The 13709-nt window shown below is 35.9% G+C and carries 14 protein-coding genes and 1 pseudogene; 4 read left to right on the top strand and 11 right to left on the bottom strand.

Annotated elements, in window-relative coordinates:
• The first annotated feature begins 79 nt into the window (after window positions 1-79).
• The gene (locus tag ACPLVE_RS09965) at window positions 80-1843 is read left to right on the top strand and encodes a M3 family oligoendopeptidase (RefSeq protein ID WP_424611402.1); all 1764 of its coding nucleotides are present in this window, start codon (window positions 80-82) and stop codon (window positions 1841-1843) included.
• Between the two features lie 78 nt (window positions 1844-1921).
• Here the strand turns inward: ACPLVE_RS09965 and ACPLVE_RS09960 are convergent, their stop codons facing one another.
• The 11 genes and pseudogenes from ACPLVE_RS09960 to ACPLVE_RS09910 all read right to left on the bottom strand — a co-directional run bounded on the left by ACPLVE_RS09960 (window position 1922) and on the right by ACPLVE_RS09910 (window position 12741).
• Window positions 1922-2359 (bottom strand): ABC-2 transporter permease, encoded by a 438-nt coding sequence (locus ACPLVE_RS09960; protein WP_424611401.1) that lies wholly within the window; start codon window positions 2357-2359, stop codon window positions 1922-1924.
• 47 nt (window positions 2360-2406) lie between these two features.
• A pseudogene (locus tag ACPLVE_RS09955) lies at window positions 2407-2587 on the bottom strand (GntR family transcriptional regulator); the annotation flags it as partial.
• Between the two features lie 45 nt (window positions 2588-2632).
• Complete coding sequence (locus ACPLVE_RS09950) at window positions 2633-3019, bottom strand: hypothetical protein (protein WP_424611400.1); 387 nt, start codon at window positions 3017-3019, stop codon at window positions 2633-2635.
• A 144-nt stretch (window positions 3020-3163) separates the two neighbouring features.
• Window positions 3164-4168, bottom strand: coding sequence for a hypothetical protein (locus ACPLVE_RS09945; RefSeq protein ID WP_424611399.1), 1005 nt, complete (start codon window positions 4166-4168; stop codon window positions 3164-3166).
• 233 nt (window positions 4169-4401) lie between these two features.
• Complete coding sequence (argH, locus tag ACPLVE_RS09940; RefSeq protein ID WP_424611398.1) at window positions 4402-5718, bottom strand: argininosuccinate lyase; 1317 nt, start codon at window positions 5716-5718, stop codon at window positions 4402-4404.
• The gene (locus ACPLVE_RS09935; RefSeq protein WP_424611397.1) at window positions 5699-6931 is read right to left on the bottom strand and encodes an argininosuccinate synthase; all 1233 of its coding nucleotides are present in this window, start codon (window positions 6929-6931) and stop codon (window positions 5699-5701) included. The genes argH and ACPLVE_RS09935 overlap by 20 nt, the downstream gene beginning before the upstream one ends.
• Before the next feature lie 115 nt (window positions 6932-7046).
• Entirely contained in the window at window positions 7047-8228 is a 1182-nt protein-coding gene (locus ACPLVE_RS09930) for an acetylornithine transaminase (protein WP_424611403.1), read from the bottom strand.
• Window positions 8215-9114, bottom strand: coding sequence for an acetylglutamate kinase (gene argB / locus ACPLVE_RS09925; protein ID WP_424611396.1), 900 nt, complete (start codon window positions 9112-9114; stop codon window positions 8215-8217). Before argB ends, ACPLVE_RS09930 begins: the two co-directional genes overlap by 14 nt.
• Window positions 9111-10331 (bottom strand): bifunctional glutamate N-acetyltransferase/amino-acid acetyltransferase ArgJ, encoded by a 1221-nt coding sequence (gene argJ / locus ACPLVE_RS09920; protein WP_424611395.1) that lies wholly within the window; start codon window positions 10329-10331, stop codon window positions 9111-9113. The genes argB and argJ overlap by 4 nt, the downstream gene beginning before the upstream one ends.
• 38 nt (window positions 10332-10369) lie before the next feature.
• Window positions 10370-11404 (bottom strand): N-acetyl-gamma-glutamyl-phosphate reductase, encoded by a 1035-nt coding sequence (gene argC / locus ACPLVE_RS09915; RefSeq protein ID WP_424611394.1) that lies wholly within the window; start codon window positions 11402-11404, stop codon window positions 10370-10372.
• Between the two features lie 188 nt (window positions 11405-11592).
• Complete coding sequence (locus ACPLVE_RS09910; RefSeq protein WP_424611393.1) at window positions 11593-12741, bottom strand: MFS transporter; 1149 nt, start codon at window positions 12739-12741, stop codon at window positions 11593-11595.
• A 145-nt stretch (window positions 12742-12886) separates the two neighbouring features.
• Here ACPLVE_RS09910 and ACPLVE_RS09905 point away from each other — a divergent pair, with 145 nt between their 5' ends.
• Genes ACPLVE_RS09905 through ACPLVE_RS09895 form a run of 3 tightly spaced genes read left to right on the top strand, consistent with a single transcriptional unit; the run spans window position 12887 to window position 13666 of the window.
• A complete protein-coding gene (locus tag ACPLVE_RS09905) occupies window positions 12887-13081 on the top strand; it encodes a hypothetical protein (RefSeq protein WP_424611392.1) in 195 nt (64 codons plus the stop codon).
• A gap of 14 nt (window positions 13082-13095) precedes the next feature.
• Window positions 13096-13320 (top strand): hypothetical protein, encoded by a 225-nt coding sequence (locus ACPLVE_RS09900; protein WP_424611391.1) that lies wholly within the window; start codon window positions 13096-13098, stop codon window positions 13318-13320.
• Window position 13321: 1 nt separating this feature from the next.
• The gene (locus ACPLVE_RS09895) at window positions 13322-13666 is read left to right on the top strand and encodes an ArsR/SmtB family transcription factor (protein ID WP_424611390.1); all 345 of its coding nucleotides are present in this window, start codon (window positions 13322-13324) and stop codon (window positions 13664-13666) included.
• The last annotated feature ends 43 nt before the right edge of the window (window positions 13667-13709 follow it).

Genomic DNA, 13709 nt, shown 5'->3' with positions numbered 1-13709 from the left:
CCCTGAAAAGGTTTGACTTATACTTAAAAATATTTTACAATCAAATTGGCAAATATTATACAATATGGAGGTAGAATAAATGAGGTGGTCTTTAAAAGAACTTTATACTTCCTTTGACAGCGAAGAATTTCAAAAAGACAACGAAAAAATAATTTCATCGATTGAACACATAAGGTCTTGGACTGAAGAAAACTTGCGAACATATGAAAATTCTAAGGAAAAACTCGAATACTACATAAAATTTAAAAATGAACTGGGAGATTTGATGGTAAAAGTAAGAGGATATTCTGCTTTATCTTTAAGCGTGGATGTAAAAAATGAAAAGGCATTAAAAGCCTTGGAATCTCTTGAAAATTTAAGCACAATGCTTGCAGAGCCAGAGACCAAATTCAAAAGATGGCTTTTGAACATGCCGAACTTGGAAGAAACAATTAAGTCTTCCTCCTATCTTAAGGAACACGAATTTTTTATAAAAGAGACGGTCAAAGAAGCAATGCACCTACTTTCAGAAAAAGAAGAGACAATAATAGCGAAGATGAAAAACACAGGGTCAGAAGCATGGGCAAAACTTCATGACCTTTTGACCTCTACACTTCTTGTAGACATAAATATAAACGGCGAAGAGAAAAAATTGCCTCTCTCCGTTGTAAGAAATATGGCTTATGACAAGGACCCTTACATAAGAAAGACAGCTTATTTTGCCGAATTAAATTCCTATAAAAAAATAGAAGACGCTTCAGCAGCGTGCCTTAATGGAATAAAAGGAGAAGTAATAACTGTTACAGAACTGAGAAAATACTCATCTCCTTTAGAAATGACTCTTCAGCGTTCACGCATGGATTTTGAAACACTTGAAGCAATGCTTGAAGCTATAGAAGAGTATTTGCCAGAATTTAGAAGATACTTAAAAGAAAAAGCCCGCCTTTTAGGCCATAACGATGGACTACCTTTCTATGACCTTTTTGCTCCAGTAGGAAAATTGGACAAAAAATTTACATTTGATGAAGCGAAAGAATTTATAGTAGAAAACTTTAACTCCTTCAGTGAGGAGCTTGCACAATTTGCTAAAAAAGCCTTTGAAAACAGCTGGATTGATGCAGAGCCAAGAGAAGGCAAAAGAGGAGGAGCCTTTTGCTACAACCTTCATCCAATAAAGCAAAGTAGAATACTGGCAAATTTTGATGGGAGTTTTTCTAATGTTCTAACTCTGGCTCATGAATTAGGGCATGGATACCACGGCCATTTGCTAGCAAATGAAACATTAATAAATTCAAGATATCCGATGCCTATAGCGGAAACAGCATCAATTTTCAACGAGCATATTATAGTGAATTCTGCATTAAAAACAGCTTCTAAAGAAGAGAAATTATCAATTATAGAAAACTCACTGCAGCGCTCAACACAAACCATCGTAGACATTTACTCAAGATTCTTATTCGAAGATGAAGTCATAAAAAGAAGAAAAGACCATTCTTTATCTGTTGAAGAATTAAAACAAATTATGATAGAGGCTCAGAAGAAAACATACGGAGATGGTCTTGACCAAAATTACCTGCACCCTTACATGTGGATAAACAAGCCCCATTATTACGATGCCGATTTAAACTACTACAACTTCCCATATGCATTTGGGGAATTATTTGTAAAAGGCCTAATTTACAAGTACAATCAAGAAGGCAAAAAATTTGTAGAAGAATATAAAAACCTCCTTTCTCAGACAGGGAAGAAAAATCTCTATGATTTAGGAAAAATTGTAGGATTTGACTTGCACTCTAAAGACTTCTGGAGAAAATCTTTAGATGTCATAAAAGAAGAAATCGACCAATTTATATCTTTAGTGTAATTCAAACACTGGAAGAGATTAGTAAAATATCTAAAAGGGGACCCGGGTTTTGTACAAAGAGCGGTCCCCTTTCATATTTTAAAACTCCCTATTTTTATAAAATTTAACAGATAATAGACATGAAACTGTCAGCGCAATAAGGGCCAAAGCAATTATAAACAACATTTTCACTGTATCTGATTGATTCATTATAAAAGTTACAATATTTTGAAACCAATCATAATTTTCAAGTTTTTCAAAAAGTCTTATAATATAAGATATGTCATAAGAAAATCCAAAAATTAAAATAATATACATAATCCCAGAAAAACCATGCCCAAATTTAAACATTAAAGGAAGGTATATGCCATTCAGAAAATTCACCGCCAGTATGCCGTAAATTAGAGCTTTAAAATTGATGGGATATACATGAATAGAAAAGCCTAGTACTTTTGCAGCTGCTGCAACTAACAAATAAATAGCTATGCCTATTGCTGAATAAACAAATATAAACAGTATTTTGCCAGTACATTTCATGCCTTCTTAGAGGCAAACTATTTAACCTCCAAAATTGGCTCCACCTTTTAGACCTCCTTATACAAAATCTCTAGCATCTCTTTTATCTCTTCAGTTTACTGCTTTTGCAGCTATAATAGCTTCTACTAATTTTTCTTCTACAATTCTTAGCCGTTTCTCACGCATTAATTCCTTGTCTTGCGCTGCTACGTAAGTGCTCTTTCCGGGAATTGTAGTAATGAATCCTTTAGTAAAAGGTATCGTTTTCTATCTCTGAGAACAGTTTCATCGGGATTAGCAGGTTCCACTTTGTAATAATTTGTAATAATAAGTATACTCTTCCTCTTTATAATCGCTATAAAGGGCCTTTTTTACTCTATAGCTCAAATAAGAATATACCGTGTTATCCCTGATTTTCCTAGTCAGATGGTAATAATCGGCTTCCCTCAAAACTTTTTTAATTATCTCATACTGTTTCTGTCTTTCTGATTTTACAATATTTAAATCAGGCTGGATTGTAAAATTATTTATATCCTTCTCTTCTACCACAGGAAGCACGTCTGTTACATCTATTAAAAACGCCTTTTTATTCTCAAGAATGCGCTTTTTATTATCATATAAGAATTTCAAAAGCTTTTTCTGGCCCTCATAAATATTGCTCTGTTTCGTAGAATTTGACAAATTTACTTCCTCAATGATTTTCTTATTAGGGCCTTCAAGATTAATTATAACTCATATCAAATGCAAAATTAAAAAGATAAGCAAAAAGACAAGTATTAAATTCCTCCCCCTAATGAATTTTACCTCCCTCTATTAAAAAATGGCTTATTTATAAAGCAATAAAAATTTTGGTATCCCCTTTTCACCCTCTTTCTGAACCCATGTTAAGATATCCCCATAGATAGTCGGTCCACTTATCACTGGAAGATTAATGACATTTGTCTCGTTCTTTTGAATATTATAAACTTTTATGTTGTATTCACTGCTATACCACGTGACATAATCTTCATTCAGCGAAATCGCCCATACCTCTTTACTATAAGTCGGGATATTTACTTCTTTCTTATCTTTGATATTATAAAGCACCAATTTATTATTCCCTTCTATCCACACAACACTGTTACCCCATATATTAGGGGATGCTCCTTTATCAGACAATTTGTAAACTTTATTTTCTTTAATACTATAAAGGTATACCCCTCCTGCCTTTAAGCTACCCTCACTCCAAACTACATAGTCGCCATGGATATTTGGATCACTAAATCTGGAAACACCTACGCCTTCTGAAGTGCGCAAGTTTATTTCTATTCCATTAACCAAATTATACAATTTTATGGAGCTAAATTCATGTTTCCCATCAGATTCATAAGTTGCCCAGACAAGTTTGCCATCATCAATCGATACACTAAATTGCCCTTCTGACACTCCTTTTCCCGCAAATCTACTCTCATCAACTTTTTTTATTTCTCCAGATTTTAAATCTTTAACATATATACTCCAGTCATCTGACCACATTTTGTTGTCATTTGTAGCTTCAACCCAGGCTACATACTTTCCATCTGTGGTCGCATTTTTTATGCTTTTCCCAGTTATCACTGGTTCTACTGCCATTTCTACTTCCTTATTTTTTATATTGTAAAACTCTAATCTTCCTCCTGCATTACCTAACAAAAGAATTCTTTTGCCATAAGAGTCAAAACCGACAGGATAATGCTTTTCTGGCAAGGATACCGCTTCTTCTATATCCAGTTGCCCCACAGCTTTGGCACCGCATCCAGTAAAAACTAGAAAAAGGAACAACAAGAATATTCCGACAAACTTATATCTCATTTAAATCTCCCTCCATATCCCATTTTCCCTTTGTTATTTCGTATTATATCACTTAAAGTGGAAAAATTTATTAAAAAATTCTTAATAAGGTTACAGAATTGTTACAATTACTACTCAATCTATCCTTTCACAAAAAGTTAAAAATAACTCAAAAAAGCCTTAAACAAAGAAAAAATTTAAGCTCCTGCTTCTCTTCTCAAAGGCAGGAGCTCATACATCTTGATAAGATTAAATTATATCTTCGGCGAACCTATTGTCTTTTTCTTTTTTAATGTGGTTTCAAGGTCTATTGCTTCATATACATCTTCATCTATCACATCGCTGAATTTTTTAAGTTCTTCAAGTGCTAAATCTTCAATTGCTAAGTTTCGTTCTATCGCATATAAGACAACTTTGCCTGCAATTTCATGGGCAGTTCTGAAAGGAATACCTTTTGACACCAGATAGTCTGCAAAATCTGTAGCATTCATGTAACCATATTTTGCGGCCTTTTCCATGTTGTCAGTCTTTACTTTAATTGTCTTTATCATCTCAATAAATACTTTCAAAGACATTTTTAAAGTGTCTATTCCATCAAACAAGGCCTCTTTATCCTCCTGCATATCTTTGTTATATGCAAGAGGGAGTCCTTTCATCACGGTAAGTATTGTAATCAAATCGCCGTAAACCCTGCCGGTTTTGCCCCTTATTAATTCTGCTGCATCAGGATTTTTCTTTTGCGGCATCATACTGCTTCCTGTTGAAAATCTATCATCCATCTCAATAAAATCAAATTCTTTGGTCGACCACAAAATTAATTCTTCTGAGAACCTACTTAAATGCATCATTGTTATAGAGGCAAAGCTTAAAAATTCTATTACAAAGTCTCTATCGCTTACACCATCAATGCTGTTTAAAGTTATATCATCGAACCCTAAAAGAGATGCCACATACTTCCTATCAATATCAAATGTAGTACCTGCAAGTGCACCAGAGCCTAAAGGCATTACATTGACTCTTTTCACCATATCCTCAAGCCTTGATAAATCTCTTTTAAACATTTCAACATAGGCAAGAAGATGATGTCCAAAAGTCACAGGCTGTGCCCTTTGCAGATGCGTATATCCCGGCATAATCGCTTCTTTATAAGTTTTAGCCATTTCATTTAATGTATCTATAAGTTTTATTAAATCCTCTTTTATTTCATCTATCTCATCTCTTAAATAAAGCCTTTCATCCGTCGCAACCTGATCGTTTCGACTTCTTCCTGTATGAAGTTTACGCCCTACATCGCCTATCTTCTCAGTTAAAAGCCTTTCAACATAAGAATGAACATCTTCATCATTTTTTATCTCTCTAACATTTATTTCATCAAGAATTTCCTTTAACCCCTTTTCTATTAAATTGAGTTCATCTTCTGTCAGCACTCCAGCTTTATAAAGCCCTTTTGCATGAGCAATTGAACCTACTATGTCATATTTTAAAAGCCTTATATCAAAAGAAATGGAGGAATTGAAATCCTCCATCAGTTTGTCCAAGTCCTTTTTAAACCTACCTCCCCACAGCTTCATCCATATCCTTCCTTCCCATTTCCATCAAAGCCCTAATTTTTAAAGAAAGCCCAAAGAGGTTTATAAATCCTTCTGCATCTTTTTGGTTGTAAACTTCGTCTTTGCCAAAAGTCACAAATTCTTCGTTGTAAAGAGAATAGGGAGATTTTGCACCCGCATTTATGACATTTCCTTTATAAAGCTTTAGCCTTACAACACCCGTTACATTTTTCTGCGTCTCATCAATAAAAGCATCCAAAGCTGTTTTGAGAGGTGAAAACCAGAGGCCGTTATAGACCAGATCCGCATATTTCTGCGCTACCAAGTCTTTAAACCTCATCGTTTCTTTATCAAGTACAAGGTACTCAAGTTCTCTGTGAGCAATATAAAGTAATGTTCCTGCAGGAGTCTCGTAAACACCTCGAGATTTCATTCCTACAAGTCTATTTTCAACAAGGTCAACTATCCCTACCCCATTTTTTCCTCCAATTTCATTTAATTCTTCTATTAATTTGACAGGACTTAGCGTTTTTCCATTTACCTTTACAGGAATGCCCTTTTCAAACTCTATATAGACATATTCCGGCTTATCTGAGACTTTCTCCGGAGGAGTAACTATATCGTAAATATCACTTTTAGGCTCATTCCACGGGTCTTCAAGGTCTCCTCCCTCATGACTCACATGCCACAGATTGCTGTCTACACTGTATATTTTTTCTTTAGTTACAGGAATAGGTATTCCTTTCTTTTTAGCATATTCTATTTCATCTTCCCTCGATTTTAATTCCCATATTCTCCATGGTGCTATTATTTTTATTGAAGGGTCAAGCGCACGTATTGAAACTTCAAATCTCACCTGGTCATTGCCTTTGCCTGTCGCACCATGGGCTATTGCCTTTGCACCTTCCTTGTGGGCAATTTCCACAAGTTTTTTGGCAATTAAAGGCCTTGCCATAGAAGTTCCCAGAAGGTATTTCCCTTCATATATGGCCCCCGCTTTTAATGTAGGAAATATATAGTCCTTTACAAACTCCTCTTTGACATCTTCAATATATACTTTGCTGGCACCACTTGCTAAAGCTTTATCTTTTATATACCTTAGGTCTTCCCTTTGACCTACATCCACGCATACCGCTATTATTTCACATTCATAATTTCCCCTTAACCATGGTATGATCACTGAGGTGTCAAGTCCTCCCGAATATGCCAGTACTACTTTTTCACCTTTTAACATTTTTCACACTCCTCACGAAAGAGAATTTTCTATATTGCCTTTTCGCTCTCTATATACTTATCTATCAACACCGACTTTTCAGCCAAAATCGTTGATAATTTTAAGAGTAGCAAGTTTAAAATCTTATCTCACTGAGCACATCATCTAGTATCTGTAAAGCTTCATCAATTTCTTCCTCCGTCACGATGAGTGGAGGTACAAACCTCAAGACATTGTGACTTACGGAATTTATTAAAAGCCCTTTTTCAAGTGCTTTTAAAACAATCTCCGATGCATCCTCCAAATCCACTTCACATCCCACCATAAGTCCTTTTCCTCTTATTTCTTTCACGACTTTATGTTTCTTTTGCAAAGTTTCTAGCCCTTCTCTAAAATATTTGCCTTTTTTATCAACACCTTCTAAAAATCCATCCTTTGTCACTTCATTTAATACTGCAACCCCAGCCGCACAAGCTAGAGGATTACCGCCAAAAGTAGAAGCGTGATCTCCTGGCTTAAAAACAGCTTTATCTTCTTTTGCTACTATCGCTCCTATCGGAAAACCACCTCCTAGCCCTTTGGCTAAAGTCATAATGTCTGGAAGTACACCGTAATGCTCATATCCGAAAAGCTTTCCTGTACGCCCTATTCCTGTCTGAACCTCATCCAGTATAAACAGGAGGTCATTTTCATCACATATCTCCCTTACCGCTTTTACATACTCTGGTGTAGCCTCGTGTATACCCCCCTCACCTTGGATAACTTCGAGCATAATCGCACACACTTCATCGTCGACAGCCTCATAAAGGGCCTCAATGTCATTTAAAGGCACATATTTAAACCCGGCAAGGAGCGGTCCAAAACCTTTGTGATACTTCTCTTGCCCTGTAGCAGTAAGCGCTCCAAATGTCCTCCCGTGAAAGGAATTTTTGGCGGTTATGATTTTATATCTTTTGCCGCCGTATTTTAACGAGGCGTACTTTCTAGCAAGCTTTATAGCCCCCTCATTTGCCTCTGCACCGCTGTTCGCAAAAAACACCTTTCCTCCAAAAGAATTTTCTGAAATCATTCTGGCAAGCTCTATTTGCTTTTCATTCCAGTAAAGATTTGAACAGTGAATTAAAGTCTCTGCTTGCTTTTTAATAGCTTCTACCAGTGCAGGATGACAGTGCCCCAAAGAATTCACAGCAATACCTGCCACGAAGTCGAGGTAAGCATTTCCCTCACTATCCCATACTCTTGTACCTTCTCCCCTGACAAGCATAATAGGATATCTATTGTAAGTATCCATCAAATATTTCTTTTCATAGGTTATCATCATCAAAACATTCCTTTCCTATCATTGTCCCTATCCCCTCATCCGTAAAAATTTCTAAAAGAAGAGAATGGGTAAGCCTTCCATCTATTATGTGTGCCCTTTTTACACCATTTTCTACAGCCTTTATGCAACAGCTAAGCTTTGGAATCATTCCCCCGTTTATTCGCCCAGAATCCATCAATTTTTTAGCATGTTCCAAGTCCATTCTGGAAATCAAACTCGTCTTGTCCTCCACATTTTCTAAAACCCCTTCTACATCCGTGAGAAGAATCAATTTCTCTGCTTTTAAGGCTTCCGCTATCTTGCCAGCAGCCGTGTCGGCATTGACATTATAAGTCTTTCCATCATCTCCAAAGGAAACCGGAGCTATAACAGGAATATAACCCCTTTCAATAAGCATCTCGATAACTCCAATGTTTACTTCAACTATTTTGCCAACATACCCCAGATCTCCGTTTGATAGGTCTTTTTCTGCCTTTAGAAGTTTCCCGTCTTTTCCACTTATTCCAACAGCCATGCCTCCCAGTTCGTTTATCATTGAAACTATCTCTTTGTTTATCTTTCCAACAAGAACCATTTCTACAATTTCTGCGGTTTTTTCATCTGTTACCCTCAGCCCATTTACAAACTTTGATTCTATCCCCAGTTTTTTTAAAAAGCTGCTGATTTCGGGCCCTCCACCGTGAACTATCACAGGATTTAAACCCACAAATTTCATAAGTACTACATCCTGCATAACCATTTTCTTTAAATTACAGTCCAGCATGGCACTGCCGCCATACTTTATCACAACTGTCTTGCCGGAGAATTTTTTTATATAGGGGAGCGCCTCCACAAGGATATGTGCTTTCAAAATCTCGTCCCCAAATTTTTCTTTTCTTATCATGTCCTGTAACTCCCATTTATTTTTACATAATCGTAAGTGAGGTCGCATCCCCAGGAGGCAGCCATAAACTCTCCGGCTTTCATATCGACTATTATAAAAATCTCCTTTCCCTCCAAAATCTCTTTCGCCATACCTTCGTCAAAATGCACATACCCGCCATTCTCACAAACCTTAACTTCTCCTTTTGCGCTTTTTAGATATATGTCCACTTTGTCTACATCAAAATCTGCTCCAGAATAGCCCACCGCTGCCAGTATCCTTCCCCAGTTGGCATCTTCCCCAAAGATAGCTGCCTTCACAAGGTTTGAATTTACAATGGCTTTAGCTGCAAGTCTTGCGTCCTTCTCTGTCTTGGCATTTATTACATTTACTTCTATAAGCTTAGTGGCTCCTTCACCGTCTTTTGCGATGAGTTTGGCAAGAGTTTTATTGACGTATTCCAAGGCTTTGTAAAATAAATCAAATTCATAGGTCCCCTCCTGAATGGCTTTATTTTCTGCCATTCCATTTGCCATCACTATCGCAGTATCATTTGTGCTCATATCCCCATCAACAGAAATCATGTTATAAGTCTTATTGACAATATCTTTAAAGGCTTTATCCAATGTAGTCTTCTCCACATTGGCATCTGTAAGTACAAAAGAAAGCATTGTAGCCATATTGGGATGTATCATTCCGGAGCCTTTTGCAAAACCTGTCATTGTAATATTTTTCCCTTCAACATTAAATTTCACAGTAACAGCTTTCAAAAATGTATCTGTCGTCATAATAGCATGGGCTGCATCATATCCTCCTTCTTTTGATAGGCTCAATGCCGCCACTTCAATTCCTTTCAACACTTTTTCCATTGGAAGAGGTACGCCAATCACTCCTGTAGAACAAACCAGGACATCTTCTTCCTCTATCTCGAGGACTTCTGCTACCTTTTTTGCCATGGATTTTGCGTCCTCAATTCCTTTCTCCCCTGTACACGCATTTGCATTGCCGCTATTTATTACAATTGCCTGGGCTTTCCCCTTTTTTGCCCTCTCCATATCTAAAATGACAGGAGCTGCTTTTACCCTGTTTGTAGTAAACACTGCCGATATGTTCGCCAATCGTTCAGAATATATTAAAGCCAAATCCTTCTTACTTCTCTTTATGCCTGCAAATACACCTGAAGCCACAAAACCTTTGGGCAATTCTATTTTCCCATCCAAAATCTCCATCTGCTCCATCGCCTCGTTCTTACACCCCTTTTAATATTAATGCTTTACTATGGATATACCGGCACTATATCAAGTCCTGTTTTTTCTTCTATTTCAAACATGATGTTCATATTCTGTACTGCCTGACCTGATGCTCCTTTTACCAAGTTATCAATAGCAGTCATTACAATTAAAGTACCTGTCGCTTTGTCAACTTCAAAACCTATGTGACAAAAATTCGAACCATATACATTTTTAGTTGAAGGATAAACCCCAGGCTTTAGCACCTTCACAAAATACTCATTTTTATAAAATTCAGCGAAAACCTCATAAATTTCCTCTTGATTTAAATTTTCTCTTAGCTTGCAATACATTGTACTCAAAATTCCCCTAGTCATAGGTGTCAAGTGAGGTGCAAAAACCACCGATACCTTTTCTCCCGATGCCTTGGAAAGTTCCTGAACCATCTCGGGCACATGCCTGTGATTCGCCACATTGTACGCCCTTATATTTTCATTACACTCTGCATATATATTCTTTTGTGAGGGACTGTGCCCCGCCCCCGATATTCCCGATTTTGAATCAATAATTATATTCCCCTCTATGACCTTCTCTTTCAAAAGAGGAACAAGTCCTAATATCACACTGGTAGGATAACACCCCGGATTTCCCACCACATCAGCTTCCCTTATGCTGTCTCTATAAATCTCAGGTAAGCCATACGCTCTTTTTATCCCATCATAATCATCGTATTCTCCGCCATACCATTCTTTATAAATCGAATAATCGTCAAATCTGAAATCCGCTCCTAAATCAATCACTTTAACTCCTTTTTCTACCGCTTCTCTCGCAATCTTAGAAGCGTAACCCGCAGGTAATGCTGTAAAAACCACATCGCACTTTGAAACCGCTTTCTTAACCTCTACATCGTCAAGAAAAATATTATAAAAACCTGTAAGTGATGGATAGACATCTGCTATTAACTTTCCTGCATAACTTTGAGACGAGATGTACTCTACTTTTACTTTTTCATGCTTTGAAAGAAGGCGCATAAGCTCTACTCCAGTGTACCCAGTGGCTCCAAATATCCCGACTTTTATCATTCCTTTACCTCCCTTGTAAATACATATACAATTTAATTTATATTTATGCAAAAATTCGTAAAAAAATAATTGCTGCATAAATAAACTAGATAATTTATATTTATGCAGCTTTAACTACCATTATAGCATCGAAAAAAAATTTTTTCAAGAGTTTTTTCAAAAAATTTTTCTTCCTAAAATTTACTAAATTATTTTGACGCTTTTTTTAAAAAGATGTAACCAAAAATTAATGCTATGCAAAAAGCTAATACAGAATTATAAAGGAATACCATTTTTATTCCATAAAGGTCGCTTAAAAATCCCCCCAGTAAGCTTCCCATAATCCTTGAAATACCCATACCTATTAAATTGTTCACGGTCTGCCCTGATGCCCTTAATTCTTTTGGAACTTCTTGATTAATATAGGTTGCCATGGAGTAATACAAAACTATAAAAATTAATCCGTGCAAAAGTTGAAATGGCAAAACCAAATATGTATTTTGAAAAAGCGATATGATAAGCCATCTTATTGCTGCCACAAAGCTTGCTCCTATCAGCGCTCCTCTTGTGCCTATTCTCTCAAGTATCTTATCGGCATACAGCAAAAAAGGTATCTCGCTCATTGCAGAAATAAAATAAGCCCAGCCCAAAAGCTCATTGTTCCCGCCTATTTGTCTAAAATAAATAGGAAAATAAGTGTAGTAAAACCCTAACGTAGTCTGTACTAAAAAATTGAACACCATCAGCAAAACGAGATTTTTATCTGAAAAAAGCTTCCATATAGAAACCTTTTCCTTTCCAAATTGATGACCTTTTACAACAGGAAGTTTAAATACAATCATAAAGGCTAAAAACATCACTAGAATGTTTAAAATAAAAATGCTTCCAATATACCTTTGCACAAACCAGCCAGCTATAACTGACATCACTGCGTATCCAATTGTTCCTGCCATTCTTATTGGCCCAAATTTTTGATTGGTTTCACTTAAATACTCTAGCGTTATGGCATCACTTATCGGACCAGTAGAAGTTTGAAAAAATGTGAAAAGAGTTATAACTGCTATAAGATAATAAAAATTGCGGGACAAAGGAAACAATGCCATAGTAAAAATGCTAGCTAAAAATAAAATTTGCAAAACAAAATTTTTAGACCTCGCTCTATCGCTTGTAATCCCCCAAAACGGCTGAGCTATTATAGCGACAAAAGGACCTAAAGACATCAAAATTCCAATTTCACTCTTACTATAACCTATGTAGTCCAGATAAACCGGCACAAAAGTGCCATAAATCGCTCCCCCCATAAAAAATACTGCGTAAAAGATTATAAAAAAATAATAGATAATAGTTGCATATCCCATTTATCTCCCTCTTTCTTTTGTGGATGAAATTTGATTTTACATAATTATAAAAAAACTTACTCCAAATAGCAAATGCATATTGACAAATTATTTCATATGTAATATAATTATTACATGTGAAATAAAAAATGAGGAGGCTTTTAAAATGGGATTTGTTTATCTTATACTCGCCCTTTCTCTCACTTCAATAATTTTTTTAACAGCAATTGTTCTTGAAATAACAAAGCTTCAAGCGCAATATAAGGCTTTTTCTAAATTAAATCAAGAGACACAAGAAAAACTGTCATCTCTACGTCAAAAAGCAGAATCTATTGAGAAATTACTTGAAAATATAGAATAAAAAGGAGGATTAATATGAGTATATCGGGCACAGACTTATTTGCAATTATCACACTTTTTACGCCTTTTATTTTAGCAGTTATCTTTGCCGTTTTCTCAATATTCGCCTTTGTAAAAGTATCAAATATGCGAAAGCAAAATGAGTTATATATAAAAATGTCAAACGATCTATTAAATGAAATAGATGGAGTAAAAAGTGCACTAGAAAAAATAGAAAAGCTGTTAAAGGAAGTTGATTAAAATGGCTGAACACAACCCCTCACCAGAATATTTAGATCCGGCAAAGATTATAAAAATTTTTGATGCTCTATCCCACCCTGTAAGAATAAAAATATTAGGCATTCTGTATGAAAATAGGCAGTATATAAGCGAACTTGCAAGAATAATAGGCATAAGCAGACCTCTTCTATACATTCATCTTCGCAAATTAGAAGAAGCAGGGCTTGTAAAAGCGAGTATGGAAATCTCCAGTGATGGAAAAGCCACAAAATATTATGAATTAACTTATTTTGACATGAGACTAACACCTCAAATGCTTCATGAAATCTCTAAAGAAATTAATTTAGAAGATGAAAAATCTCAATAACGAAAACCCTCAGACAAAGGGAACCGTCCCCTTTGTCTGAGGG

Origin of the sequence: Caldanaerobacter sp. (assembly GCF_049701115.1) — a bacterium.
GTDB lineage: Bacteria > Bacillota > Thermoanaerobacteria > Thermoanaerobacterales > Thermoanaerobacteraceae > Thermoanaerobacter.
Note: the sequence above shows the minus strand (reverse complement) of the source record. Positions and strands in the feature narration are given on the sequence as shown.